Source organism: Mycobacterium sp. TH-M82, from assembly GCF_057473605.1.
This window is the reverse complement of the sequence record NZ_JBYCKY010000574.1, coordinates 1-2,722: the sequence shown is the minus strand read 5'-3', so window position 1 is coordinate 2,722 and position 2,722 is coordinate 1. Positions and strand designations below refer to the sequence as shown.

4 protein-coding genes are annotated in these 2,722 nt (G+C 67.6%); all 4 read left to right on the top strand.

Going from position 1 to position 2,722, the window contains the following annotated elements; all coding sequences use genetic code 11:
* Positions 1-782: polyprenyl synthetase family protein (locus AC2VON_RS17345; protein ID WP_486954058.1), on the top strand; the 782-nt coding region annotated here is incomplete at its 5' end.
* 76 nt (positions 783-858) lie between these two features.
* Positions 859-1,725, top strand: coding sequence for a zinc metalloprotease HtpX (gene htpX / locus AC2VON_RS17340; RefSeq protein WP_486954057.1), 867 nt, complete (start codon positions 859-861; stop codon positions 1,723-1,725).
* 149 nt (positions 1,726-1,874) lie between these two features.
* A complete protein-coding gene (locus AC2VON_RS17335; protein WP_486954056.1) occupies positions 1,875-2,219 on the top strand; it encodes a type II toxin-antitoxin system HicB family antitoxin in 345 nt (114 codons plus the stop codon).
* Between the two features lie 82 nt (positions 2,220-2,301).
* Positions 2,302-2,722: LLM class flavin-dependent oxidoreductase (locus AC2VON_RS17330; protein WP_486954055.1), on the top strand; the 421-nt coding region annotated here is incomplete at its 3' end.

The window sequence follows — 2,722 nt, the reverse complement described above, 5'->3', positions numbered from 1 at the left end:
CCTGGCAGGTGACGGTCGCCGGCGCGGTCATCGAACTGGTGCACCTGGCCACGCTCTATCACGACGACGTGATGGACGAGGCGGAGCTGCGCCGCGGCACACCCAGCGCCAACGCCCGGTGGGGCAACAACGTCGCGATCCTGGCCGGCGACTACCTGTTCGCCACGGCGTCGCGGCTGGTGTCCCGGCTGGGCCCGGAAGCGGTGCGGATCATCGCCGAGACGTTCGCCCAGCTGGTGACCGGCCAGATGCGGGAAACCCGTGGCGCCGCGCAGGGGGTGGACACCGTCGAGCACTACCTGAAGGTGGTCTACGAGAAGACGGCCTGCCTGATCTCCGCGTCCGGCCGGTTCGGCGCGACGTTCTCCGGCGCGGACACCGAGCAGATCGAACGGCTGGCCCGGCTGGGCGGCATCGTCGGCACCGCATTCCAGATCTCCGACGACATCATCGACATCGACAGCGACGCGAACGAGTCCGGCAAGCTGCCCGGCACCGACCTGCGCGAGGGCGTGCACACGCTGCCGGTGCTCTACGCACTGCGCGAGACCGGGCCGGACGCCGACCGGCTGCGGCGGCTGCTGGCCGGCCCGGTCGACGACGACGCGGTGCTGGCCGAGGCGTTGGCGTTGCTGCGGGCGTCGAAGGGCATGTCCCAAGCCAAAGACATCGTGGCCGGCTACGCGGCGCAGGCCCGCTCGGAGCTGTCGGCGCTGCCCGATGGCGCAGGCCGGTCCGCGCTGTCCAGTTTGGTCGGCTACACCGTCAACCGGCACGGCTGAGGCTGTTTTTTTGGGAACTCCCGCACCATGATCGGCGTTTAATGAGCAGCATCTGCGGGTTTCGAGGAGGAAGCTGATGACCTGGCACCCCCACCACAACACGGCGAAGACATTCGTGTTGCTGGTCGGCATGTCGACGCTGATCGTGCTGATCGGTGCGTCATTTCGAAGCCCCGCCATCTTGGGTCTGTCGGTGCTGTTCGCCATCGGCATGAACGTCTACACCTACTTCAACAGTGACAAGCTGGCGCTGCGGGCCATGCACGCACAGCCGGTCACCGAGGTGCAGGCGCCGGCGATGTATAAGATCGTGCGCGAGCTGGCCACCGCCGCGCACCAGCCGATGCCGCGGCTCTACATCAGCGACACCGACGCGCCCAACGCGTTCGCGACCGGCCGCAACCCCCGCAACGCCGCGGTCTGCGCCACCAGCGGGATTCTGCGCATCCTCGACGAGCGGGAGCTGCGCGCGGTGCTGGCACACGAGCTGTCACACGTCTACAACCGAGACATCCTGATCTCGTGTGTGGCCGGCGCGTTGGCGTCGGTGATCACCGCACTGGCCAATATGGCCATGTACGCAGGGATGCTGGGCGGCAATCGGCGAGACGGCAATCCCATCGGGTTGCTTCTGGTTTCGATGCTCGGTCCGATCGCAGCGATGGTGGTGCGGCTGGCGGTGTCGCGTTCCCGGGAGTACCAGGCCGACGAGTCCGGCGCCCAGCTCTGTGGCGACCCGCTGGGGCTGGCGTCGGCGCTGCGGAAGGTCTCCGACGGCGTGCAGGCCGCGCCGCTGCCGCCGGAACCGCAGCTTGCCAGCCAGTCGCACCTGATGATCGCCAACCCGTTCCGGGCCGGTGAGCGGATGGGGAACCTGTTCGCCACCCACCCGCCGATGGCCGACCGCATCCGCCGGCTGGAGGAGATGGCCGGGAGCCGGTAGGGGCTCATAGGCTCCGTGAGTCTCAATCCGTCCGGTCCGCCCCCGCCAGCCGGTCAGCACACCCCAACTGTCACACGCGCGCCACCAACCCCACGGCTGGGGATGCGTGACTTGCCCGAAATGGATAGCGCATGCGCTACTGACACGGCATGAACCACTACACCTACCGTGCCGAATGGTCGCAGGAGCACGGCGAATACGTCTGCCGGTGTATCGAATTGCCGTGGCTGTCGTGTTGGGCGTCGACCCGCCAAGACGCGATCGCCGCCGTCGAGCAGGCCGTCGACGAGTTCATCGCCGAACGTCAAGGCGCCGGCGAAGATGCGCCGACACCACTGACCGAACGGCACTACAGTGGTACATTCCTGGTCCGGACGTCGCCGGCGCTGCACGCGCGGCTTGTCATCGAAGCAGCCGAGCAGAACGTCTCGATGAATCAGTGGGTGGTGCAGAAGTTGGCTGACCGGCCGCCGAGCAGCCTCCTCGACTGGTGATATCGCATGCGGCATCGTTTCCGAACATCACGCCATGCCAAAGTCACGGTGCCGCTGTGGCCGGTGTGACTAGCCTGCTGATATGAGCACCTACGGCGTCGCGATCCTCACCCCTGACCTGCACACCCTTGCAGAGGCCGCCACAGCGGTCGACTCCGCCGGGTTCGACGCCGTGTGGGCATCGGAGTTCTATTCACGCTCGGCAACGGTCTCGATGGCGGTGATAGCGCAAGCGACCCGCAGCACCCGGGTGGGGTCGTCCATCCTGTACGGCGTCGGCCGCAGTCCGCTGGTGCTGGCCACCGAGGCCAAGGACCTCGACGAGCTGTCGGGCGGCCGGCTGGTGCTCGGGATCGGGAACGGGACCAGACGGATGATGAGCGACTGGCACGGGATCGCCGACACCTCTGCGCCGGCGCTGCGGATGGAGGAACTCGTCCCGCTGGTGCGCCGTATCTGGAACCTGCATGAGGGCCCGATCCGGCACGAGGGCCGCTTCTACC

Excerpts from the sequence above, each read along its gene's own strand:
- htpX (WP_486954057.1), top strand. The coding sequence starts at position 859 with ATGACCTGGCACCCCCACCACAACACGGCGAAGACATTCGTGTTGCTG.
- AC2VON_RS17335 (WP_486954056.1), top strand. The coding sequence starts at position 1,875 with ATGAACCACTACACCTACCGTGCCGAATGGTCGCAGGAGCACGGCGAA.